Origin of the sequence: Pseudomonas sp. RC4D1 (assembly GCF_018390395.1) — a bacterium.
GTDB lineage: Bacteria > Pseudomonadota > Gammaproteobacteria > Pseudomonadales > Pseudomonadaceae > Aquipseudomonas > Aquipseudomonas danubii.
Window position 1 is genome coordinate 1,263,886 of sequence record NZ_JAHBAW010000003.1, and the last position, 25,014, is coordinate 1,288,899.

Annotated in this window: 10 protein-coding genes; 9 read left to right on the plus strand and 1 reads right to left on the minus strand. The window is 66.6% G+C overall.

Annotation, left to right across the window (positions count from 1 at the left end):
- Positions 1–64: 64 nt before the first annotated feature.
- Positions 65–2,059, minus strand: a complete 1,995-nt coding sequence (locus KHO49_RS30470) for an alpha-1,4-glucan--maltose-1-phosphate maltosyltransferase (RefSeq protein WP_213666449.1) — start codon at positions 2,057–2,059, stop codon at positions 65–67.
- A gap of 204 nt (positions 2,060–2,263) precedes the next feature.
- Between KHO49_RS30470 and KHO49_RS30475 the strand changes: the two genes are divergently transcribed.
- The 9 genes from KHO49_RS30475 to KHO49_RS30515 all read left to right on the plus strand — a co-directional run bounded on the left by KHO49_RS30475 (position 2,264) and on the right by KHO49_RS30515 (position 24,964).
- The gene (locus tag KHO49_RS30475; RefSeq protein WP_102863437.1) at positions 2,264–2,443 is read left to right on the plus strand and encodes a hypothetical protein; all 180 of its coding nucleotides are present in this window, start codon (positions 2,264–2,266) and stop codon (positions 2,441–2,443) included.
- Positions 2,444–2,614: 171 nt separating this feature from the next.
- Positions 2,615–2,848: a DUF3203 family protein gene (locus tag KHO49_RS30480; protein WP_102879194.1), complete on the plus strand. Its 234-nt coding sequence runs from the start codon at positions 2,615–2,617 to the stop codon at positions 2,846–2,848.
- Between the two features lie 208 nt (positions 2,849–3,056).
- Positions 3,057–4,472, plus strand: coding sequence for a cytochrome c oxidase accessory protein CcoG (ccoG, locus tag KHO49_RS30485; protein ID WP_102863435.1), 1,416 nt, complete (start codon positions 3,057–3,059; stop codon positions 4,470–4,472).
- Between the two features lie 155 nt (positions 4,473–4,627).
- Positions 4,628–6,037, plus strand: a complete 1,410-nt coding sequence (mapR, locus tag KHO49_RS30490) for a GntR family transcriptional regulator MpaR (RefSeq protein ID WP_053151441.1) — start codon at positions 4,628–4,630, stop codon at positions 6,035–6,037.
- A gap of 700 nt (positions 6,038–6,737) precedes the next feature.
- Positions 6,738–8,168 (plus strand): type II secretion system ATPase GspE, encoded by a 1,431-nt coding sequence (gene gspE, locus KHO49_RS30495; RefSeq protein WP_123390513.1) that lies wholly within the window; start codon positions 6,738–6,740, stop codon positions 8,166–8,168.
- Entirely contained in the window at positions 8,168–9,379 is a 1,212-nt protein-coding gene (gspF, locus tag KHO49_RS30500) for a type II secretion system inner membrane protein GspF (RefSeq protein ID WP_102863338.1), read from the plus strand. Before gspE ends, gspF begins: the two co-directional genes overlap by 1 nt.
- A gap of 542 nt (positions 9,380–9,921) precedes the next feature.
- A complete protein-coding gene (locus KHO49_RS30505; protein WP_102879118.1) occupies positions 9,922–11,079 on the plus strand; it encodes a substrate-binding domain-containing protein in 1,158 nt (385 codons plus the stop codon).
- A 151-nt stretch (positions 11,080–11,230) separates the two neighbouring features.
- A complete protein-coding gene (locus KHO49_RS30510) occupies positions 11,231–12,391 on the plus strand; it encodes a substrate-binding domain-containing protein (RefSeq protein ID WP_213666450.1) in 1,161 nt (386 codons plus the stop codon).
- 192 nt (positions 12,392–12,583) lie between these two features.
- Positions 12,584–24,964, plus strand: a complete 12,381-nt coding sequence (locus tag KHO49_RS30515) for a filamentous hemagglutinin family protein (protein WP_213666451.1) — start codon at positions 12,584–12,586, stop codon at positions 24,962–24,964.
- Positions 24,965–25,014: the final 50 nt, after the last annotated feature.

Genomic DNA, 25,014 nt, shown 5'->3' on the forward strand with positions numbered 1-25,014 from the left:
GCCAGCGAAGGCGTCAGCCAGCCCGGCGCAAGGCTCACGGGCCTCTTCGCCGGCAAGCCGGCTCCTACAGGGGACTGATGCGCCAGATGCCGAAGGGTTGCGCCGGCTCCAGGCGCATGAATTGGGTCTTGCCGTACCAGGTCCAGCGATGGCCGTTCATCAGGTCCTCCCCCTGGGTGGCGGCATCGTCAGCCAGCCCCAGCTCCCACAGCGGCAGTTCGAAATGGGCCTCCTGGGCATTGAAGGGATCGAGGCTGACCGCCACCAGGACGAAGTTGTCGCCCTCGGCGTTGCGTTTGCCGAAATACAGGATCTGATCGTTCCAGGCGTTGTACAGCTTGAGCCCCAGGTGACTGTGCAGCGCCGGGTTCTGCCGACGGATGCGGTTGAGCTGGGCGATCTCGGCAATGATGTTGCCGGCGGCGTTGAAATCCCGGGGCCGGATCTCGTACTTCTCCGAATCCAGGTACTCCTCCTTGCCCGGCACCGGCGCCGATTCACAGAGTTCAAACCCGGAGTACATGCCCCACAGCCCCGAGCCCATGCTGGCCAGCACCGCGCGGATCAGAAACCCCGGGCGCCCCGAGTCATGCAGAAACGCCGGATTGATGTCCGGGGTGTTGACGAAGAAGTTCGGCCGGAAGCACTCGCGCCACGGCGACTGATTGAGCTCGCTGAAGTAGCTGGCCAGCTCGCTCTTGGTGTTGCGCCAGGTGAAGTAGGTGTAGCTCTGGGTGTAACCGACCTTGCCCAGGCGCGCCATCATCGCCGGGGTGGTAAAGGCCTCGGCGAGGAAGATCACCTCCGGGTACTGGCGGCGCACGTCGCCGATCAGCCATTGCCAGAACGGCAGCGGCTTGGTGTGGGGGTTGTCCACGCGAAAGGTCTTGACCCCCTCCTCGACCCAGCCGATGACGATGTCCCGCAGTTCCAGCCACAGGCTGGGTATGGCGTCGGCGGCATAGAAGTCGAGGTTGACGATGTCCTGATACTTCTTCGGTGGGTTCTCGGCGTACTTGATGGTGCCGTCCGGGCGCCAGTTGAACCAGCCCGGGTGCTGCTTGAGCCAGGGATGGTCCTGGGAACACTGGATGGCGAAATCCAGGGCGATCTCCAGGCCGTGGTCGGCAGCGGCGGCTACCAGACGACGGAAATCATCCAGGCTGCCCAACTGCGGATGGATCGCCTCGTGGCCGCCCTCCTCGCTGCCAATCGCGTAGGGACTGCCGGGGTCGCCCGGGGCCGCCGTCAACGCGTTGTTGCGCCCCTTGCGGTGGCTGCGGCCAATGGGATGGATGGGCGGGAAATACAGCACGTCGAAGCCCATGTCATGGATCATCGACAGTCGCGAGTGGACGTCGTTGAAAGTGCCATGGCGGGAAGGATGCTCGGTGATCGAGCGCGGAAACAGCTCGTACCAGCTGGCGAACTGCGCCTGTACCCGCTCCACATCCAGCGGGTATTCGGGGCTCAGGCTCAGGTAGGGCCGGTGGTCGGCCTCGGCCATCAGCCGGGCACTGGAATCCTTGAGAAACAAGGCGACCTGCTCGGTCTCCAGCAAGCCGGCAAGCTGTTGTTGCAGCGCCAGCAATCGCTCGCGCAACGGCCCTTCGCTACGCTCGGCGGCTTGCTGCACCGAAGTCCGCCCCTCTTGCAACTCCAGGCTCACCGGCACCCCGGCCCGGTGTTTTTTCTCCAGTTCGTAACAGAAGCTGGCGAACTGATCGATCCAGGCTTCGATACAAAAACGATAGCGGCCCACGGTGGGCACGGGAAAGCGCCCCAGCCAGCCGTCGTTGCCCTGGTCCTCAAGGGCCTGGCTGCTCCAGGCGTCCTGCTGCTCCTCGCGCCAGCGCACCCGCACGGCCAGTTTGTCGTGGCCGTCGGCGAACACCTTGCACGTCACCTCGACCTCTTGGCCGGCCACCGCCTTGACCGCGAACTGCCCACCGTCGAGGACCGGGCGGGTGTTCTCGATGGCAATGCGCGGCAGCAACAAGGCCTGAGACAAGGGCAACTGCGCCTGGTATTGCTGTTCAGTCGGTTTTTCTGCAGTCATTGAGCATCACCCCTTTAACGCGCCATGGACGCTCTGGTCGCAGGGCGCCCAGCGCCCCGATGAATCAATGCACCTTGTTTCCGAGCCACCGGCATCGGCGAAAGTTCACCGCGATCGCTGGCCAAATCGACGGGAATCAATTCCCTGCTCCCAGGGTCCACCCAGAGAGCCCGTGCATCGACAAGCACAAAGGAGGCCACAGCGATGAATATCCCGATCCCGGCAGAAACTCCCGATCCGAACATCGACCAACCGACCCTGCCCCCCAGCGAGCCGCAACCGGTTCCCGAGCAGGAACCACCAGAGACCACCCCACCGCCCAAGGGCGATCCTCCCAATACCATGCCGCCGGTGGTGGTCACGCATGGAGCGTCGACCCGCTGACACCACAGCAGCCAGCTTGCCGGCCAAAACACCCGCCCTCTTGACGGGCCTGTTCGCCGGCAGCCGGCTCCTGCACCCGCGGCCTGCAACGACCACCGTTGATCGCCGCTGCCGAACCCTGGCCAGGCCCTGCAGCCTAATCTGTACGCCCATTGCCAAGAGGTACGCATCATGAGCCTGCGCATCGAAAACCAGACCTGCTACATCGACACCGACACCCTCCACCAACGCCTTCCCGCCAGCGCCCTGACCGTCATCACCGACGCTGCCAAATCCATGTCGGCGGTGGAGCTGGCGGGAGAACGCATCTACGTCACCGAAGCAGAAGCCGATGCTTTGACCGTAGCAGGCGCCACCGACGGTCGGCGCCATCTGAAGGCCACCGACGGTGATTCGGTGATTTGACTGATCTGGATCAGGGCTCGCCGCGAAGGCCTGTGCCAGAGGCCCCTGCGGCCTTCCCTGGTGGCTCTTGAGGGGGTGCAGCAAGTTGTCGCAGGGGCACCGTAAAGGCTCATCTGATACGGTTTTTTATCAAATACCTGAGTCTGTTATGCAAACAGATCCGTGGTCATAGTTGCGCGGCCTGATGGAGGCTGATGAGCGAACGACCATGAGCGAAAGAATCCCCGTCCGATTAGTAGAGACCTTCGAACCTTCACCCCCTAAACAGATGAAGTCGAAGACCACCGACAAACACGTTTACACCCGTAGCTTCACCGGTTTGTTCCGTACCCTGCGCATGACCGGCGCAGGTTTCCTGTTCCTGCTGTTCTTCGGCACGGTCTGGTTGAACTGGGGCGGCCGCCAGGCGGTGCTCTGGGACCTGGCCGAAAGCAAGTTCCACATCTTCGGCGCGACCTTCTGGCCTCAGGACTTCATCCTCCTCTCGGCGCTGCTGATCATCTGCGCCTTCGGCCTGTTCGCCATCACGGTGTTCGCCGGCCGGGTCTGGTGCGGCTACACCTGCCCGCAAAGTTCATGGACCTGGCTGTTCATGTGGTGCGAGAAGGTCACTGAAGGTGAACGCAACCAGCGCATCAAGCTGCAAGCTGCGCCCTGGGGCCTGAACAAGCTGGCCCGCCGGGCCATGAAGCACACCTTGTGGCTGGGCATCAGCCTGCTCACCGGTCTGACCTTCGTTGGCTACTTCACCCCGATCCGCCCTCTGGCCCAGGAACTGCTGACCCTGCAGATCGGTGGCCTGAGTCTGTTCTGGGTGCTGTTCTTCGCTGCGGCCACCTACATTAACGCCGGCTGGCTGCGCGAGGCGGTGTGCATGCACATGTGCCCTTATGCGCGCTTCCAGAGCGTGATGTTCGACAAGGACACCCTGACCATCTCCTACAACCCGGTGCGCGGTGAAAGCCGCGGCCCGCGCAAGCGTGACGTCAAGCCCGCCGACGTCGGCCTGGGCGACTGCATCGACTGCCAGGTGTGCGTGCAGGTCTGCCCTACCGGCATCGACATTCGTGACGGCCTGCAGATGGAATGCATCGGCTGCGCCGCCTGCATCGACGCCTGCGACTCGATCATGGACAAGATGGGCTACGCCCGGGGCCTGATCGCCTACACCTCGGAACACCAACTGCAAGGGGGCAAGACTCACCTGCTGCGGCCGCGCCTGGTGGGCTACAGCGCGGTGCTGCTGGTGATGATCGGCGCCCTGGCCCTGGCCCTGGTACAACGGCCGATGGTGTCCCTGGACGTGAGCAAGGACCGTGGCCTGTTCCGCGAAAACGCCTTGGGGCAGATCGAGAACATCTACAGCCTGAAGATCATCAACAAGACCCAGGAGCGCCAGAACTACCGCCTGGCCCTGGTGGATGGCGATGGTTTCGAACTGCAGGGCAAGACCGAACTGAGCCTGGCCCCGGGCGAAATCACCGACCTGCCGGTCTCGGTGGCGATGACCCAGGACCGCCCACAAAGCAGCTCCCAGGCCATCAGCTTCAAGGTCGCCGACAGCGATGAGCCAAGCGTCTACGCCATCGCCAAAAGCCGTTTTGTTGCGCCGATGAACCGCTGAGCCTCTAGAATGCCGTGGCCAGGGAGCCTGCTGCCGTCCCTCGGCCACGGGAACCCTGTACTCGACGCCGCCATGGGCCCCACCCTGGCCGTCGAGCCCTCCCTTGCGAATCTGAACACCTAGACCCGATGACCAGACTGGATCTTGCACCGCAGATGAAACGCTACGAAAAATTCGCCGACGACATCGCCGAACTGATCCGCTCCGGGGTCCTGGGCCCTGGCCAGCGCGTGCCTTCGGTGCGCTACGCCAGCCAGACCTACGGGGTCAGCCCGTCAACCGTGTTTCAGGCCTATTACCTGCTGGAGCGTCGCGGTCTGATCCGTGCCCGCCCGCGCTCCGGCTACTTCGTCAATGCTCACGCACCGAGCCCGTTCTCCGAGCCGGTGATCAGCAGCGAAGTCAACGAATCCACCGAAGTCGATGTCAGCGAACTGGTGTTCTCGGTGCTCGACTCGATCAAGGACCCGAGCACCGTGCCCTTCGGCTCGGCCTTCCCCAGCCCGACCCTGTTCCCCCTGCAACGCCTGTCCCGCTCCCTGGCCAGCGCCAGCCGCGAGATGGACCCGCGGGTGGTGGTCACCGACATGTCCCCGGGCAACCCGCAACTGCGCCGCCAGATCGCCCTGCGCTACATGGTGGCCGGGCTGATGCTGCCCATGGAGGAACTGCTGATCACCAACGGCGCCCTGGAGGCCCTTAACCTGTGCCTGCAGGCCGTGACCGAACCCGGCGACCTGGTGGCCATCGAGGCCCCGGCCTTCTATGCCAGCCTGCAAGTGCTGGAACGGCTCAAGCTCAAGGCGGTGGAAATTCCCGTGCACCCGCGAGACGGCATCGACCTCGGCGTCCTGGCCCAGACCCTGGAGCGGCACCCGATCAAGGCCTGCTGGTGCATGACCAACTTCCAGAACCCCATGGGCGCGAGCATGCCCGAGGCCAAGAAGCAGGAACTGGTGGAACTGCTGCGCCAGCATCAAGTGCCACTGATCGAAGACGACGTCTACGCCGAGCTGTACTACGGCCAGCAAGCGCCAAAACCGGCCAAGGCCTTCGACACCGAAGGCCTGGTGATGCACTGCGGCTCCTTCGCCAAGAGCCTGGCCCCCGGCTACCGCATCGGCTGGGTGGCCGCCGGGCGTTACGCGCAGAAAATCGAACGGCTGAAACTCATGACCTCACTGTGCGCCTCGATGCCGGCCCAGGCGGCGATTGCCGACTACCTGCAGCACGGCGGCTACGACCGCCACCTGCGCAAACTGCGCTACGCCCTGGAAGAACAACAGAGCGCCATGCTGGCGGCGATTGCCCGCTACTTCCCGGCGCAGACCCGGGTCAGCCAGCCGGCGGGCGGCTACTTCCTGTGGCTGGAACTGCCACCGCAGATGGACTCGTTGAAACTGTTCCAGATGGCCCTGGCCCAGGGCATCAGCATCGCCCCCGGACCGATCTTTTCCCCGACCCAGCGCTTTCGCAACTGCATCCGCCTGAACTACGGCAGCCCCTGGAACGAAGCGGCGGAACAGGCCATGGAAACCCTGGGGCGGATCATCCGCTCCTTTTGAGTGGTGCGGCGCAGGGGGTAGCAGGTTTAGCGTCTGCTGCGCCGGAATGCCGCCCAAGCCGTTCGCAGCCTGCGGCAGCGGCTACACAAATCCCCGATCGGCATTGGCCCTGTAGCCGCTGCTGAGCCACGGCGAAGCTGCGCAAAGGTCCGCAGGACCTTGCCTGACGATCGCCTGTCGATCTTGGGCGGCCTTAAGATCCCCGCGTCTCCTGCGGAGCCGTTCGCAGCCTGCGGCAGCGGCTACACAACCCCGTTCGGCATTGGCCCTGTAGCCGCTGCTGAGCCACAGCGAAGCTGCGCAAAGGTCCGCAGGACCTTCGCCCCTGCCAAGAGCAACGTCGCCCTGTAAAGGACAAATGAAACTAGGCCGGCCGGTAGGCCGCCGTCTTGCTCTTGATCTTGATCTTGATCTTGATCTGAACGCCCCGTTAACCACGATGGCCGAACGCAGGCATTGAGCCGTGGGTAACCCGGCAGGACGCCGGGTTAGCCGCCACCCGGCCATGGATGGCCGGTGGCGGCGGCCCACGGATCAATGCCGGAGTGAGGGCATGCCGAGCCTAAGCGAGGCACCGAGTGGAGGGGCAAGAGCCTTTGGTTACTTTGGGCTCTTTCCAAAGTGACTCGCCGTAAGGGCGAAACCATAAGTGGCCGTGACCGCAGCAACGGATATGCCCCCCAATCAGGAGACCCAAACAATGCCCACTCAGCCCCTCCAGCTCCCCTACGCCTGGGCCAAATCCCAACGCATTCTCCTGCGTCACAGCGAGCAGGGCGCCACCCTGCTGGTCTGCCCCTCGACCCCCGGCTGGTCCATCAGCGAAGCCCGCCGCCAGTTCGGCCCCGCACGCCTGGAACGCATCCGCGATGACGAACTCGACGGGCTCTTGGCCACGGCCTACGCCGACACCGGCAGCGCCGCAGCGGTGGTCGGGGCCGCGGAGAATGAGGTGGACCTGGACCGCCTGATGCAGGACATGCCGGAAATCACCGACCTGCTGGACACCCAGGACGGCGCCCCGGTGATCCGCATGATCAACGCCTTGCTCACCCAGGCCGCGCGGGACGAGGCCAGTGATATTCATATCGAGCCCTTTGAAACCCACTCGGTGGTGCGCTACCGGGTCGACGGCACCCTGCGCGATGTGGTCTCGCCGCGCAAGGCGCTGCACGGGGCGCTGGTGTCGCGGATCAAGATCATGGCCCAGTTGGATATCGCCGAAAAACGCTTGCCCCAGGACGGCCGCATCGCCTTGCGGGTGGCCGGGCGGCCCATCGACATTCGGGTATCCACGGTGCCCACCGGCCATGGCGAGCGGGTGGTGATGCGGCTGCTGGACAAGCAGGCCGGGCGCCTGCAATTGGAAACCCTGGGCATGGACCCGGACCTGCTGGCGCGTCTGGATGGCCTGATCCGCCAGCCCCACGGCATCGTCCTGGTCACCGGGCCCACCGGCAGCGGCAAGACCACCAGCCTCTACGCCGCCCTGGCCCGGCTGGATGCCAGCACCAGCAATATCCTCACCGTCGAAGACCCGGTGGAATACGACCTGCCGGGCATCAGCCAGATCCAGGTCAACGCCAAGATCGACATGACCTTCGCCCTGGCCCTGCGGGCGATTCTGCGCCAGGACCCGGATGTGATCATGATCGGCGAGATCCGCGATCTGGAAACCGCGCAGATCGCGGTCCAGGCCTCGCTTACCGGGCACTTGGTGCTGGCGACCCTGCACACCAACGACGCAGTGTCGGCGGTCAACCGCCTGATCGACATGGGGGTGGAGCCTTTCCTCCTGGCCTCGTCGATGCTCGGGGTGCTGGCCCAGCGGCTGGTGCGGCGCTTGTGCAACCAGTGCAAGCAAGCCGATCCGGCCAATCCCGGCACCTGGCACCCGGTGGGCTGCCCGGCCTGTAACCACATCGGCTACAGCGGCCGCACCGGGATTCATGAGCTGTTCTGCATCGACGATGACATCCGCAGCCTGATCCACCAGGGCGCTGACGAGCAGGCCCTGCGGGCCGCAGCGCGGCGAGCCGGGATGCTGAGCATGCGTGAGGATGGCGAGCGCTGGGTACGCAGCGGCGCCACCGCACCGGAAGAAATCCTACGTGTGACACGGGACGCCTGATGAATCGCTATCGCTACGAAGCCGCCGACGCCCTCGGCAAGATCGAATCCGGACACCTGGAAGCCGACAGCCAGGGCGCGGCTTTCGCCAGCCTGCGCAGCCGCGGCCTGACCGCGCTGCAGGTGCAACTGGACAGCAACCCAGGCAGCGGCGCAGCTGGGGGGCTCTTCAGCCCCAGGCTCAGCGACAACGACCTGGCCTGGGCCACGCGCCAGCTGGCCAGCCTGCTGGGGGCCAGTCTGCCTCTGGAGGCGGCGCTCAGCGCCACGGTAGAGCAGGCCGAGCGCAAGCACATTGCCCAGACCCTGAGCGCGGTGCGCGCGGATGTGCGCAGCGGCATGCGCCTGGCCGAGGCCCTGGCGGCGCGGCCCCGGGACTTTCCGGAAATCTACCGGGCACTGATTGCCGCAGGTGAAGAGTCCGGCGACCTGGCCCAGGTCATGGAGCGGCTGGCGGACTATATCGAGGAGCGCAACGGCCTGCGGGGCAAGATCCTCACTGCCTTTATCTACCCCGGGGTGGTGGGCCTGGTGTCCATCGGCATCGTGATCTTTTTGCTCAGTTATGTGGTGCCCCAGGTGGTCAGCGCCTTTTCCCAGGCCCGCCAGGACCTGCCGGGGCTGACCCTGGCCATGCTCAATGCCAGCGACTTCATTCGTGCCTGGGGCATCCAGTGTTTCGGCGCCCTGGTGGCGGGGTTCTGGGGGTGGCGGCTGTACCTGCGCAACCCCCGGGCACGCTTGAGCTGGCACAGCCGGATTCTGCGCCTGCCGCTGTTCGGGCGTTTTGTCCTGGGGTTGAACACCGCGCGTTTCGCCTCGACCCTGGCGATTCTCAGTGGCGCCGGGGTGCCGCTGCTGCGGGCCCTGGACGCGGCGCGCCAGACCCTGTCCAACGACCGCCTGAGCCAGAGCGTCAGCGAGGCCACGGCCAAGGTGCGCGAGGGGGCCAACCTCGCGGCTGCGCTGCGGGTGGAGAAAGTCTTCCCGCCGGTGCTGATCCACCTGATCGCCAGTGGTGAAAAGACCGGGGCCTTGCCGCCGATGCTGGAGCGGGCGGCCCTGACCCTGTCGCGGGATATCGAACGCCGGGCCATGGGCATGACCGCGTTGCTCGAACCGCTGATGATCGTGGTCATGGGCGGTGTGGTGCTGGTGATCGTGATGGCGGTGATGCTGCCGATCATCGAGATCAACCAACTGGTGACCTGAACCGCACAACCCGACCTGACCTGACCCCGTCCGGCCCGGTCTGGGCCGGTCCGTAGGAGCTGGCTTGCCAGCGAAGGCGTCGGCCCCGGCGATGCAGGTCTCGCGGGCCCCTTCGCCGGCAAGCCGGCTCCTACGAGAGCGAAGGTGTGGTCCGAAGGGCAGGGCAGCCAGAAAATTTCACGCGGCCTGCCTCACTCCCGACCCGGCAATCGGCCAAGCTCGGGTTCCTTGTTCTGTCATGTTCCGGCGCTGTCTGCACTAGCTTCGGCGCTTGCAGAGCGATGCCGGCGCCAGCTCGGGCAACCTGGCGCTCACCTACCCGGGAAAGGCCCGGAAAACGGCGCCAAACACCCGAGAATCTTTTGCCAAAACAGTCGGTTTCTCCCGAGGTTTTTTCCTTTATCTGTCACCGGAAGCTGCGAACTTCTCTCTCCATGGCCTCACCCCTCAAGCCCTCTGGATCAAGGCTTCTGGCCCGAGTGCCATGGCGTCATGCAAGAGCTATTCACCCAACGTACGAACACGACGAAAGGAGATTCTTCATGTTTAAGCGCAACGTTCTCGCGGCATCCCTGACCCTGGCTGCCCTGTGCTCGGCACAGGCTGCCCTGGCTGATATCAACGGCGGTGGCGCCACCCTGCCACAACCGCTGTACCAGACCGCTGGCGTACTGACCGCCGGCTTCGCTCCCTACATCGGCGTAGGCAGCGGCAACGGCAAGGCTGCCTTCCTGAACAACGACTACACCAAGTTCGTGGCCGGCACTACCGGCAAGAACGTGCACTGGGCCGGTAGCGATTCCAAGCTCTCTGCCGCTGAACTGAGCGCCTACGCCACCGGTCACGAAGCGGCCTGGGGCAAACTGATCCAGGTGCCTTCGGTGGCCACTTCGGTTGCCATTCCGTTCAACAAGGCCGGCACTGCTGCGGTCAACCTGAGCGTCAATGACCTGTGCGGCGTGTTCTCCGGCCGTGTTTCCGACTGGAGCCAGATCGCCGGTTCAGGCCGTACTGGCGCCATCACCGTGGTTTACCGCAACGAAAGCAGCGGCACCACCGAGCTGTTCACCCGCTTCCTGAACGCCAAATGCGCCGAGACCGGCACCTTCGGCGTGACCACCAACTTCGCTACCAGCTACACCGGTGGCCTGCCTGCCGGCGCTGTGGCCGCAGTGGGCAGCCAAGGCGTGATGGATGCCCTGAACGCCGGCGACGGCCGCATCACCTACATGAGCCCGGACTACGCCGCGCCAAGCCTGGCCGGTCTGGACGACGCCACCAAGGTGGCCAAGGTGGCCGGCGTTTCGCCTGCACCTGCCAACGTTTCCGCCGCCATCGGTGGCGTTCCGGTTCCAGCTGCGGCCGATCGCGGCAATCCGGACAAGTGGGTACCTGTCTTCGGCAAGGCCGGCGCGACCGGCACCGTGCCTTATCCCGATACTGGCTACCCAATCCTGGGCTTCACCAACCTGATCTTCAGCCAGTGCTATGCCGACGCCACTCAGAGCGGCCAGGTGCGTGACTTCTTCGCCCGTCACTACGGCGCGACCACCAACAACGACGCGGCCATCACCGCCAACCGTTTCGTACCACTGCCTACCGCTTGGAAAACCGCGATCCGCACCACCTTCGTGACCGCTTCCAACACCCTGAGCATCGGCAACACCAACGTCTGCAACAACATCGGTCGTCCGCTGTAACGGCGAACCCCACCGAGCGGCAACACCCGATCAGCAACGGTTTCGGCCGTTGCTGATTTTTTTCATCCAGCATCTGTTCAGAGCGCGCATCCAGCGGGCTTACGCCCTCCGAACGGCCAGTGACATCACCGGATAGGAAAGGAGTCTTGTCATGCCCAAAGCTCAATGGTTGATCGCTTCACTGTTATACGGCGCGTTCTGCGTCCAGCAGGCCCAGGCGGATATCAACGGTGGAGGCTCGACCTTTACCCGGCCGCTGTATCAGACCGCCGGGGTGTTGACCGCGGGGTTTGCGCCCTACATTGGCGCGGATCAGGGCCGGGACAAGGTGGCTTTTCTACAGAACAACTACAGCGTGCTGGTGCCTGGCGCAGCCCCCAAGACCGTGCATTGGGTGGCCAGTGAGTCGAGGCTGAGCGCGGTGGAACTGAGCAACTACGCCTTGGCCCATCAGGCGCAGTTCGGCAAGCTGATCCAGGTGCCTTCGGCAGCGACGAGCGTTGCAATTCCGTTCAACAAGCCCGGCAGCCATGAACTGGACCTGAGCATCGACACCTTGTGTGGGGTGTTCTCGGGGCGTCTGTCCCGCTGGGAGTTGATCCAGGGTTCCGCACGTAGCGGCCCGATCACCGTGGTTTATCCCAAAGGTAGCAGCGGCTTCACCGAGCTGTTCACGCGTTTCCTGAATGCCAAGTGCAATGAAACCGGGACCTTTGCCGTGACCACCTACTTTGATTCCAGCTATTCGGGCGGGCTGCCGGCCGGCGCGCTGGCGGCCAATAGCGGTGACGCCATCATGACGGCGGTGAATGCCTGGGATGGCGCCATCACCTTCATGAGCCCGGCCCTTGCGGCACCGACCCTGGCCGGTCTGGATGACGGGAACAAGGTGGCCAGGATTACCGGCGTCTCGCCGGCGCCGGCCAACATTGTCAATGCCATCAACAGCGTTGCGCTGCCTCCCATCGCCGAGCGCAGTAACCCGGACAAGTGGGTGCCGGTGTTCGGCAGGAACTGGGAACAGGGCGTCTTGCCTTATCCGCAGAGCGGCTATCCGATCCTGGGCTACACCAACCTGATCTTCAGCCAGTGCTATGCCGATGCCACTCAAAGCAATCAGGTCCGTGACTTCTTGGCTCGCCACTATGGCGCGCTTGAGCCCCGAAACAATGACCAGGCAATCAGGGCTCAGGGCATGCTGCCCTTGCACCCGTCCTGGAAAGTCGCCGTGCGTTCCAGCTTCCTGAGCGCCACCAATGCCTTGAGCATCGGCAATCCCAACGTCTGCAACGGAATCGGCCGGCCACTGTGAGCTGGCTCCGGCAGCGGCTTGGGCCGTTGCCGGAGCCCAACGTCGCCTGCATTACACCCGCTAGATGAATTTTCCGTGACATCCGTTCGGTCGCGCCCCGCGCCAACGGCCTATCCCCTAAAGCAGTGACGCGTGCCCTGGGCCCTATCAGCGTCGCGCTCCCGTGGGCGTCATAACAAAGGATGAGTAGTCATGGTTCGCTGCAAACCACCGGTCAAATCCCCAGCCCTGCGCCTTGATGGCGAGTTGCCGAGCCTGCGGCTCAAGCCCCTGGCCCAGGCCATTGCCTTGCTGATGGTGGCGGGCAGTGCCCATGGCGCCACGGCCTTCAGTTCCGGCTGGTTTGCCGCCAAGGGCGCGTCCCAGGCCGCCACCGCCGCGCGCACCAACGGCCAGGTGCCGGGGATTCCGTCGTTGTCCCAGCAGACCCGGGCCAACCAGCAGTTGCAGCGTTCCTTGAGCAATCTCAACGCCAGCGTCGCCGCCATTGCCGCCCAGCAGGCGGCCCAGGCCGCAGCGCGTCAGGCGGCGTTCGGCACGGTGAGCCAGATTCCCGATGGCCTCGGCCAGGGCGGGCTCAAGGTCGACAACAGCCTGGCCCAGGGCTGGATCAACGCCAAGGGTCCGGTGCAGAGCCAGTCCGGCGGCAAGACCACGGTGACCATCGAACAGACCGCCGACAAAGCCATCCTCAACTGGGAGACCTTCAACGTCGGGCGCAACACCACCGTGGATTTCCAGCAGCAGTCCAACTGGGCGCTGCTGAACAAGGTCAACGACCCCAACGGTCGGCCCAGCGAGATCCAGGGCCAGATCAAGGGCGCCGGTACGGTGATGATCATGAACCGCAACGGGGTGATCTTCAGCGGCACCAGCCAGGTCAACGTGCGCAACCTGGTGGCGGCTGCGGCCACCATCAGCGACGAGCAGTTCACCAAGCAAGGCCTTTATGTGGACGCCAACGGCACCCAGCCGACCTTCACCGATGCCCTGGGCAAGGTCCAGGTGCAGCGCGGCGCGCTGATCCAGACCCACCCGGCGGCCAGCTCCACCGAGTCTGGCGGCTACGCCTTGCTGCTGGGGTCGGAAGTGGAAAACGCCGGCACCATCGTCACCGCCAAGGGCCAGACCACCCTGGCTGCCGGCGACAGTTTCTACATCCGCCGCGGGGTCGGCACCAGCGGCAACCAGCACTCGACGACACGGGGCAACGAGGTCGCCACCTCGCTCAAGCCCGGCAGCACGGCGGGCACGGTCAGCAACACTGGCCTGATCATGGCGTCCACCGGCGACATCACCCTGACCGGGCACCGGGTGCAACAGAACGGCGTGGCCCTGGCCAGCACCTCGGTGGACACCCGCGGCACCCTCCATTTGCTCAACGCCGCCAGCGACAGCACCGGCAGCGTGACCCTGGGGCAGGGCAGCACCACCGCGATCCTGCTGGACAGCAGTGGCAACACCGCCCTGGACAGCCAGCGCAACAATGGTCTGATCAACCTCGACGGCACCCCGACCAACCTGATCACCGGGCAGTTCAACAATTTGAGCAGCGTGGCCGACCGCAGCGACCAGTCGCGGGTGGAGATCGTCAGCGGCGGCACCGTGGATTTTCAGAACGGCTCCATCACCCTGGCCACCGGTGGTCAGGTGGCGGTCAGTGCCGGGCAGCGCAGTCTGGTGCGCGACGGCGCGGTGATCGACGTGGCCGGCGCGGTCGGGGTCAAGGTGGCGATGGAGTCCAACACCATCAAGATCAACGTCCAGGGCAACGAGCAGCGCGACTCGGCGGGCAACCGCGACAGCGGCCAGTTGATCAACAACGACGTCTGGGTCGACCTGCGCGAGCTGGTGTTCGTTCCGGCGGGCACCAACGGCTATGCCACTGATCGCTGGTACACCGCCGGCGGCCTGCTGGAAGTGGGCGGCTACCTGGGCACCCAGGGCCACAACATTGGCGAGTGGATGGCCCAGGGCGGCACCCTGACCTTCACCGGCAAGGAGGTGGTGACCCAGTCCGGGGCCCAGTTGAACCTGTCCGGCGGCACCGTCGACGTGCAGGCCGGCTATATCCAGCAGACCTGGCTCAAGGGCGTTGACGGGCGCCTTTACGAGCTGTCCCGAGCCCCGGGGGATTTGCTCTACACCGGCATCTACAAGGGCTACGTGGACAGCAGCCCGCGCTGGGGCCGCACCGATTACTACTACAACCCGCTGATTGCCCAGCAGCGCCGCTACGAGGCCGGCTACAGCGTCGGCCGCGACGCCGGCAAGCTGGTGATCGGCACCGGCAATGCAGTGCTTGAAGGCCAGCTGGTCAGCGAAGTGTTCAAGGGCGACCGCCAGACCCAGGCGCCCAACGTCAACCTCGACGGCTACCAGCAATCGCACAAGGCCGCGGCCCAGCGCGCGCAACTGATCATTGGCAACTACACGCCGATCTACAACAAGGCCAGCGGCACCCTGCGCTATGCCCTGAGCCCGACCGTGGACAAGGTGCTGATCGAGGCCAACCAGCAGCAGATTGCCGACGGCCTGGACCTCACCACAGCCCTGCCGGCCAACCGCCAGGGCCAGCTGGTGCTCGACAGCGACACCCTCAACGGCTTCCAGTTGGGGGCGATCAAGGTCGGCGCCAAACAGCAGATTCAGGTCAACGGCGCGCTGCAGGTGGCGCACGGTGGCGACATCACTCTGTTCGGCCCCCAGGTCCAGCTCAACGCCAACCTCACGGCCCACGGCGGCAGCATCAACGCCGGCAACGTGCTGAACCAGGTGGATGTGAACCGCAACTTTGTGGTCGGCGATGTGATCCTCGCGCCCAGCGGCGGCGCCCAGGCCCGGGTCAATGTGGCCGATGGGGTCAAGCTGGATGTCAGCGGACGCTGGAGCAACCTGGCCCTGGACCCGTCGGACAGCAGCGGCCTGGCCTTTATCAACGGTGGCAAGCTGTCGTTGCGCAGCAGCGGCGACCTCAACCTGGGCAACGGCACCCTGGTGGATGCCAGCTCCGGCGCCAGCCTCGGCTATGACGGTAAGGCCAGCGGTGGCAAGGGCGGCGACGTGACCCTGGCCGCCGACGGCCAGCTCGACCTCAAGGGCGAGCTGCGCGGCCATGGTGTCAACGGTGGCGGCACCCTGGCCCTGCAGGCGCACAAGGTGCTGATCGGCGCCAAGGACGTGGCCCCGCAAGCCGGAACCTTGCAACTGGCGGGGGACTTCTTCAACAAGGGTTTCGGTGCCTACGACATCACCGGCAATGAAGGCCTGACGGTGGCCGACGGCGCCCAGGTCGAGGTCAAGATGCCGGTCTACCGCTTCGGAGCCCAGGCTGGCAGCAGTGCCACTGGCAGCGATCCGGCCAGCGTTCTGCAGCCCTGGCTGCCGGACCTGTACCAGCAAGACGCGGCCAAAGGCGTGCTGACCCAGCGCCGTGGCGCCGGGTTGACCCTGAGCGCCGGCAATCAGTACTCCACGGCTGCCCAGTTGGCCACCACGGCGTTGACCGTGGGGCAGGGCGCGGTGATCAGTGTCGACCCGGGGCAGGCCATCAACCTGCGCAGCGTCGGTCAACTGACGATGAACGGCACCCTCAATGCCTGGGGCGGTAGCGTCAGCCTCGGTGGTTTGACCGTGGCCAGTTCCGAGGCCGCCAATGCCGCCGGCCACGGGCGTTCGATCTGGGTCGGCGAGCAGGCGCTGATCGACGTGGCGGCGCGGGCGGTGAGCGCGGTGGACAACCGTGGCCGCCTTTACGGTCAGGTGCGCAATGGCGGCAAGATCGCCATCGGCGGCGAGATCGACCTGGCCAGCGGCATTGCCAAGGCCAGCGACCTGTTTGTGGTGGTGCGCGACGGTGCGCGTCTTGACGCTTCCGGGGCCCAGGCGGCCCTGGACATTCCCGGCCAGGGCCGGGTGCAGGTGGCCAGCAACGGTGGCAGCATCAGCTTCGCCTCCAACAACGGCCTGTACCTGGACGGCAGCTTCGTCGCCCGGGCCGGGGGCGCCGGCGCGGCGGGGGGCACCTTGTCCCTGGCCCTGGAAAGCCCGTACTACATCAAGAACGCGGTCAACGACCGGGTGCTCAAGGCGCGGGAGCTGGTGCTGAGCCAGATCCACCAGGGCAGTGGGCTACCCGCCAGCGCCGACGCCGCAGCCGCCAGCCTGGAGTACGGCCATGGCCGTCTCGGGGTGGATCAGGTCACGGCTGGCGGTTTCGACAATCTGGCGCTGCTGAGCAACGGCCTGCTGAGCTTCGACGGCGATGTGTCGCTGAACATGGGCCAGAGCCTGCGCCTGTACAGCGGCGCGCTGAACCTGAGCGAGAGTGCCGCGGCCAACGCCCGGGTCAATCTGTCGGCGCCCTACCTGTTGCTGGCGGGCATCCTCGCGCCCCTGGAAGCCAAGGATCAGTACCTGCGGCCGGTGTCCACCGGCACGCCGTCGCAACGGGCCACCCAGGCCCAGTTCAACGCCAGCGCCAACCTGATCGATGTGCGCGGCAACGTGGTGTTCGGCAGCAAGGGCACCTTGCGCCAGGCCGACAACAGCCTGCTGAGCGTCGAGCGCCGTGGCTTCGACCATGTGCAATTGACCAGCCAGGGCGATATGCGTTTCCTCGCCGGGGCCGGTGCCGATGTGATCGCCAAGGGCATCAGCACCCAGCTGCTGACCCAGGGCGACATGACCCTGCGGGCCGCGCAGCTGTACCCGGCCACCGAGGTCGGGGCCCGGGTGATTGCCGGTTACCTCAACGATATCTCCGGCACCCGCATCAACTTCGACCCCAGCCGTACCCTGACCATCGGCCGCACCGGAAATGGCGACCCGGCGGTGCCGTACTCGGCCTTCGGCCGCCTGCAACTGGGCGCGGCCACCATCAAGCAGGGCGGGGTGATCCGTGCGCCCCTGGGCCTGATCGAGATCGGCAACCTGGGCGCCAGCCAGGTAGAGTTGCTGCCCGGCAGCCTGACCTCGGTCAGCGGCAAGGGCCTGGTATTGCCTTACGGCGGCACCGTCGACGGTCAGGTCTACAAGTACAACGGCAAGACCGTGACCTTCCTCGGCCAGGGCGCCCTGGTGAATGAGAACAGCGACCTGAGCGTCGGGGTGATCCTCGGGGGCCAGTCGGTGCAGGTGCAACCCAATGCCACCGTGGACCTGTCCGGTGGCGGCGAGCTGCTGGGGGCCGGGTTCATTTCCGGGCGCGGCGGTTCCACCGATGCGCGCTACAGCCCGCTGGTGCAGATCGGCGCCAACGGCAGCTTCATCCTGCCGGGCCTGGGCAGCAACCCGATCTACGCCATTGTCCCCGGGGCACAGCCAGGCTATGCGCCGGTGGCCCCGGAAGGCGGCGCGGTGGACCCGTTGATCGGTCAGCAGATCACCATCGGCAGTGGCGTGCCGGGGCTGGCGGCGGGCACCTACACCCTGATGCCGTCCACCTATGCGCTGATGCCGGGGGCCTTTCGCGTCGAAATCAACGGCTTGGCCGGGCTTGGCAGCGAAAGCGCGGCCCAGCAGCTGCGCAATGGCTCCTGGTCCACCGCCGGGCGCCTGTCGATCGCCAACACCGGGATCAGCAACAGCGTGGCCAGCCAGTTGATCCTGACCTCGGCCGATACCCTGCGGCGTTATTCCCAGTACAACGAAACCGGCTACGCCCAGTTCGCCCTGGCCGATGCGGCACGCCTCGGGGTGCCCCGGCCGATGCTGCCGGTGGACGCCAAGACCCTGAAGCTGGCGCTGCAAGCGGGGGCCGGGGCGGAGGCCTTCTCCTTCCGCGGCATCGGTCGCTTCGACGCCGCCCAGGGCGGCTACGGCGGCACCGTGGCGATCTTGAACATGGGCAGCGGCGGCATTGAAGTGGTGACCAGCGGCAAGTCGGCCACCAGCGGCTTCAGCGGCGTCACCCTGGACGCGGACAGCCTCAATACCCTGGGCGCGGCGCGGCTGATGCTCGGTGGCCTGACGCTGGTCAAATACGGCCAGGGCGGCAACTACATCACCCTGGCCGAAGGCATCAACACGCCCAAGGGCTCTATCACCTTGCGCGAAGGCGTGACCCTGGCCGCGCCGGAAGTCTTCCTGGTGAGCAACAGCGGCGAGATCGTCCTGGAGCAGGGTGCCTCGATCAACACCCTGGGTCGCGGCAAGGCCAGCTATGACGCCCGGGACGGCTTCACCTACCAGGTGGCCAATATGCTGGCGGTGTCCAATGGCCTGCTCAATGTCATCAGCAAGGTCCAGGCCGGCGGGCAAAGCAGCGGCGGCATCAAGGTCGGTTCCTGCGCCAGCGCGCCCTGCAGCGGGCAGACCGCGCTGTATTCCGACGGCAGCATCGTCGCCCTGACCGACAACACCTTCGAACTGGGTGATCAGGTGCGCTACGGCACCCGCCACCTGAACCTGGGCCTGAACAACATCAATGTCGGCAGCCCCGAAGCCCTGGCGGCCGCGGCGGCGGGCAACCGCCTGCCCAGTGGCATGACCCTGACCCAGCAGGTACTGGACCGCCTGCTGCGCGGCGACACCCAGTTCGGTGCGCCGGCCCTGGAGACCCTGCAGCTCTCGGCGCGGGACGGTTTCAACTTCTACGGCAGCGCCACCCTGGACACCTACGACCCGCTGAGCGGCAAGTCGCTGCTGAGCAACCTGATGCTCTCCACTCCGGCGATCTACGGCGCGGGCGGGGCCAATGACGTGGCCAGCATCCACACCGCCAACCTGATCTGGCAGGGCGCCGTGACCCCGGCCGGGGCGGTGGTGGCCGGAGGGGCCGGGACCGGCAGCGGGCGCCTTGCGATCGACGCCGAGCGCATCGAGTTCGGCTACGGCGCCTTCGCCCAGCCCAGCACCACCCAGAGCTTCGACCGCCTGGCCCTGGGCTTTGCCAACGTCAACCTGAATGCCAGCCAGCGCATCACCGCCAACCACAAGGGCAGCCTGGCGGTCTACCAGAGCCAGGGCGCCTTCGACCCGCTCAGCGGCTTTGCCTACAGTGGTGGCAACCTGAATATCCTCACCCCGCTGATGACTGGCGAGGCCGGCTCGGTGAACCGCATAACTGCCGGTGGCGCCATCGACATCGGTGCCTCGGCGGGCCCCCGTGGCGCGGCCAATGGCCAGGGCGCGGAACTGTCCCTGCAGGGCGACAGCATCCGTCTGGCCAGCGCCGTGGTCCTGCCCAGCGGCAAGGTGACCCTGGGCGCCCGTGGCGATGTGCTGCTGACCGACGCGGCGCGGGTCGATGTGGCCGGTCGCGCCATCGCGTTCAACGACCTGACCCGATACGGCGCCGGCGGCGAAGTGCTGTTGCAAAGTCGCAGCGGCAACGTGCTGCAGGGGGCCGGCTCGACCATTGATCTTTCGGCCAGCCACAACCAGGCCGGCAAGCTGCGGGTGGTGGCGCTGGACAGCGCGGCCGGGCGGGTCGACCTGGCGGGCAGCATCCTCGGCGGCAGCAGTGGCCAGTACGATGCCGGTGGCACCCTGGTGCCGTTCCTCGGCGGCGCGGTGGAAATCCAGGCCCAGCACCTGGGCAGCAGCGGCAGCCTGGACGAGCAGTTCGCCGCCCTCAACCAGCGCCTGAACCAGGGGCAGGTCTTTGGCGCCCGCAGCTTCCAGCTCAAGCAGGGCGACCTGAGCATTGGCGACGGGGTCAAGGCCAGCAGCGTCAACGTCTCGCTGGACCACGGCAGCCTGCGAGTCACCGGGCGGGTGGACGCCAGTGGCGCTCGGGTCGGCAGCATCAACCTGGCGGCCAGCCAGGGCCTGAACCTGGACAGCGGCGCGCTGCTGGACGCCCACGGCAGCACGCTGCGAGTCGACAGCTTCGGCAAGATCATCGACTCGCCGAACCGCGCCAGCGTGGTCCTGAGCTCGGGCCAGGGCCGCCTGACCCTGGCCGACGGCGCACGCATCGACCTGCGCCACGGCACCGATGTGGCGTCGGGCAGCGCCCCGGGGCAGAACGACGGCCGCAGCCGCGGCACCCTGGAGCTGAACGCGCCGCGGATCGTCCAGGCGGACCAGAGCAGCAATGACATCGACATCGATGCCCGTGGCCGCCTGGATATCCAGGGTGCGCGCTCGATCGCGGTCAACGGCATGATCAGCTACGACGATGCCACGGAAAAAACCGACGCCACCGCCAGCGGGCGTCCTTACCAGGAGATCACCCAGGCCTACCTGGATGCCAAGCACCTGCAAAGCACTGCCTTTATCAACGCTGCGCTGCAGAACAACGACCTGCTGCACAACAAGCTGGCCGGCCTGAACAACGCCACCTACGCCGATGCCTTGCACTTGCGGCCCGGGGTGCAGATCGTCAGCAAGACCGCCGACGGCGACCTGGTGGTGCAGGGCGACCTGGACCTGTCCGGTTACCGTTACGCCAGCCTCAACCCCCACACCCAGAAGGACGACAACGTCTACGGCTCCGGTGAAGTGGGCAGCCTGAGCCTGCGCGCCGGTGGCGACCTGAACGTCTACGGCAGCATCAACGATGGTTTCGCGCCGCCGCCGGGCACCGATGACGACAACGGCTGGATTTTGCGGGCCGGCATCGACTTCACCGGTGGCGATATCGTGATTCCGGGGGGCGGCCTGTCCCTGGCCGATGGCACCCTGTTCCCCGGTGGCAGCACCCTCAACTACGACTTGCCGATCAAGGCCCTGACCCTGCCGCAGGGCACGCGCCTGCCAGTGGCGGCAACCCTCAGCGAGAGCCTGGTGCTGCCGGCGGGCACGGTGCTGGCCGCCGCGGTGCGCGACAGCAACGGTACGCTGCTGTTCGCCGCCGGCACCCTGTTGAACCAGAGCCTGACCCTGAGCCCGGGCAGTGTATTGGAGGCCGGCACCCTGCTGACCGCCAATACCGCGGTGAATGCCCTGACCTGGCCCAAGGGCGTGCCCCTGCCGGGCGTAGCCGGGGCGCGTAACCTGGTGGTGCTCGACGGTGGCAAAGACCTGTCCCGTGGGGCGCTGATTCCTTCGGGCACCGATATCAAGCTGCCGGGCGGGGTGGCCTCGGTGCTGTTGCGGCCGGAAAACGGCGGGCGCCAGGGCAAGCTCTGGGCCATCGCGCCGATGCTGACAGAGGGTGCACAGTCCTGGTCCCTGCGCCTGGTGGCCGGGGCCGACACCGCGGCGGCCGACAGCCGCGTGCTGCAGAGCCAGCCCACGGCCGGCAACCTGCATCTGGCGGACAGCCATTACGGGATGTTCGGCCAGGCGCAGTATGTCTGGACCGAAGAGGGCTCCCTGGACTTCTTCGGCGACGACAGCATGGTCGGCCAGCCGGTCAACTTCGACGAGTTCGGTGACCCTGCGCTGTGTGATAACACCCCCAGCTACTGCGCCGTTGGCGATTCCTACACCCTGGTGCCTAGCAGCACCCGGTTTAGCGTCGTGCGCACCGGTGCCGCCGACCTCGACCTGCTGGCGGCGGGCAACCTGAGCATGGATTCGCTGTTCGGCGTGTACACCGCCGGCACCTCCTCCAGTGCCACCTCGGCCAGCGATCCCTACAACCTGGCGCGGGGAGGCAACGGCCAGAAAGTGCTGAACAACGTCGCTGGCGGCTACGAGTCCCTGGTGGACGGTGGCGCTGGCAGTGTCTACCGGGCCTGGTACCCGGACGGCGGTGGCAACCTGCGGATCAAGGTCGGGGCGAACCTCGGCGGCAATATCGTGACCCTGCCCAACCAACTGCCCCCGGGCCGCCCGGTGGCCAGCGACACCGGCAACGACTCCAGCAACGTGGGCAACTGGCTGTGGCGCCAGGGCAACGACCTGAGCGGCGGCGTGGCGCGGGACACCGCCTGGTGGATCAACTTCGGCACCTACACCGCCAACAGCGCCGGCGGCGCCGATCAGATGGTCGGCTTCACCGGCTTCGGCACCCTGGGCGGCGGCAACCTGGAGGTCGAGGTCGGCGGTGATGCCGGCGCCCTGGCGCCCATGGCAGCGCCGATCTACGCCAGCTACGTCAACCCGCGCAGCACCGGGCTGATCCTGGCGGTGGGCAGCACCGGCCGGGTGGCCGCCGATGGCAGCCGGCAAGTGACCGGCGGTGGCGACCTGACCCTGCGCGTCGGTGGGCAGGTCAACCCCTACAGCCAGGTCGGCTTTGGCGTGTTCAACGGCGCCCTGGTGAACCTGCGCGGCCATGCGCAACTGAGCAGCGCGGCCCTGGGCAGCCTGAACCTGCACTACGGCGCCCAGGCGGCGGACCAGAGCCGCAGCGAAACCCGGGCCTTCGAGCCGCAGCGGGCGACCCTGGCGGTGGCCGCAGGCGGCATGACCCTGATGCCGGGCGATGCCACCTTCAGCCTGTCGACCCGTGGCGACCTGGTGCTGCAGACCGTGGCCGACCCCGGGCGCGCCCCCCTGGCCAATGGTTGGGCCTACCAGGGCGCCAGCGGGGCCACCGGCATCGGCCAGAGCTGGTTCTCCTTGTGGACCGAGCGCAGCGCCATCGACCTGTACTCGGCCGGGGGCAACCTCACGCCGTTGACCAGGGGCACGGAAACCGACATGGCCACCGTCTACCCGCCGACCCTGCGCGCCGTGGCGGCCAGCGGCAGCCTCTACTACGGCCAATCCAGCCTGTATGAGGCGGGGGCGGCGGTGGTTCCGGCGGCACTGGTGCTGGCGCCTTCGCTGAACGGTCAGTTGCAGCTGCTGGCCGGTGACTCGATCTACGGTGGCGAGTTGACCGTCAGCCGCTCCAGCGCCTCGGCGCAGGCGCTGGCGACCCCCGAGCACCCAGCCTTCATGGCCACCAGCGCGACCCTGGAAGGGATTCCCCTGGCGGCCAGCGGCAATCTCTCCGCCGATGGCAACCGAGCCCGCGGCGGGGTGTTCCCGCTGTTTGCCTTCGGCCCCAACACGGCGACCAACCAGTGGGCGGGCAACACCGAGCCGTCGCGGTTCTATGCCATCAACGGCGACTTGCTGGGGGTCAGCAGCGGCCGCGTCCTGACCCTCACCACGGCGTCCGACCCACGCCTGGGGCAGACCTACTATGAAGGCGGTGGCGCGGTCTGGATGAAGGCCGGCCAGGACATCGTCAGCAGCGGCACCGGTCTTGGCGGGGCCAAGGGCGGCAACAGCACCTATGGCGAATACACCTTCAGCGGCAACCTGTTCGTGCACCACAACCCCAGCGACATCTCCATCGCCAGTGCCGGGCGCGACATCCTCTACAGCAGCTTCAACGTTGCCGGCCCCGGGACCCTGGAGCTGACCGCGGGGCGCAACATCCTCATGGAAGATCGGGTCAGCGTCACCAGCCTCGGCGCCGTGGCGGCGGGGGACAGCCGTCCCGGGGCGAGCATCGTGATGCAGGCCGGGGTCGGTGCCAGCGGCCCGGATTATCGACGCTTTGTCGAGGCCTATCTGGACCCGAGCCGCCTGGCTCAGCCTGGCGAAAGCCTCTCGGCGGGCAAGGTGGCCAAGACCTACGAGGGTGAGCTGGTGGACTGGCTGGCGCAGCGCTTCGATTTTGTCGGCGACAGCGCCCAGGCCCGGGCCTACTACGCGGCCTTGCCGGCGGAGCAGCAGCGGGTGTTTGCCCGGGAGGTGTATTTTGCCGAGCTCAAGGCCGCCGGCCGCGAGTACACCCAGGACGGCGGGATACGCCAGGGCAGCTATGCCCGGGGCCGGGCGGCGATTGCCGGGCTGTTCCCGAGTACCGATGTGGCCGGTAACCCGATCACCTACAAGGGCGATATCACCCTGTTCGGCGGCGCCGGGGTGCACACCGATTTTGGCGGCAATATCCAGATGCTGACCCCGGGCGGCCACCAGACCTTCGGCATCGAAGGCACGGCGCCGCCGGCCTCGGCCGGGGTCATCACCCAGGGCGCGGGGGACATCCAGCTGTACTCCCTGGGCAGCATCCTCCTGGGCCAGAGCCGGATCATGACCACCTTCGGCGGCTCGATCATGGGCTGGTCGGCGGCGGGCGACATCAACGCCGGCCGGGGCTCCAAGACCACCGTGGTCTACACCCCGCCCAAGCGGGTCTACGACACCTGGGGCAACGTCAGCCTGTCACCGTCGGTGCCCAGCACCGGGGCCGGGATCGCCACCCTCAACCCGATTCCCGAGGTGGCGGCCGGCGACATCGACCTGATCGCGCCCCTGGGCACCATCGATGCCGGCGAGGCGGGTATCCGGGTCTCGGGCAACGTCAACATCGCTGCACTGCGGGTGGTCAACGCGGCGAACATCCAGACCCAGGGCAAGTCGTCCGGGGTGCCGGTCACGGCGGCGGTCAACACCGGCGCCATGAGCTCGGCCAGTGCCGCAGGCTCGGCGGCGTCCCAGGCAGCGGAGGACGCGGCGCGCAATCAGCAGGCGGCAGCGAAGCAGGGCCGGGCGTCCATCGTCACCGTGGAAGTGCTGGGCTTTGGTTCCGAACCGGTGCAGCGCCAGCGCGAAGAAGCCAGCCGCACCCCGGGCTACAACCCCGACAGCCCGGTGCAGGTCCTGGGGGCCGGGCCCTTGAGCGAACAGGCCCGGGCGCGCCTGACCGATGAGGAGCGTGGGCAACTGACGCTGTAAGGTTCTCTCGTGGTAGCAAGGCGTGGGAGGAAGGTGCTGCCCAGGGGGCG